General features: G+C 77.2%; 1 protein-coding gene. It reads left to right on the forward strand.

The annotated features are described in order from the left end of the window. Nucleotides 1-166: 166 nt before the first annotated feature. Nucleotides 167-509 (forward strand): XVIPCD domain-containing protein (locus A7A76_RS22525; RefSeq protein WP_343225391.1); only part of this gene is annotated, 343 nt, incomplete at its 3' end.

Below are 509 nucleotides of genomic sequence, written 5' to 3' on the forward strand. Positions count from 1 at the left end.
GCCGACTGCGCCCGGGCAGGCCGTGCCGCCGCGGCCCGCCCCGCCGCCGCAGGCGTCGAGCGGCCCGCCGTCCAGCGCGCCGTCGACGTCCTCGACGCCCTCGTCTTCGAACCAGGAGCCCTCCGAAGGACGCCGCCCGCCGCCGGTGCCGCCGCGGCCGCTGTCGATGCAGACCCACCCGTACCAGGATGCCGGCCATCCCAGTCACGATCTCTACGAACAGGCGCGCGACGGCCTGCAGCGGCTGAAGCCGCAGCTTCCGGCCAGCGAACGCACGCTGGCCGCGGCGGCGCTGGCCGATGCCGCTCAAGCCGCGAAGCCGCCGCTGCCGAGCATCGATCACGTCACCGAAGGCCGCGAAGGCCGCCTGTTCGCCGTCAACGGCGGCCTGCACAGCCCGACCGCGCGCCTGGCCTACGCCGATCCGGCGCAGGTGCAGGCGCACGCGCAGGTCGCCGCGGACCACACGGCCGGACGCGGCGCGCCGGCGCAGGGCGCGGCGAATCCCG

Origin of the sequence: Lysobacter enzymogenes, from assembly GCF_017168095.1 — a bacterium.
GTDB classification, from domain to species: domain Bacteria; phylum Pseudomonadota; class Gammaproteobacteria; order Xanthomonadales; family Xanthomonadaceae; genus Lysobacter; species Lysobacter enzymogenes_D.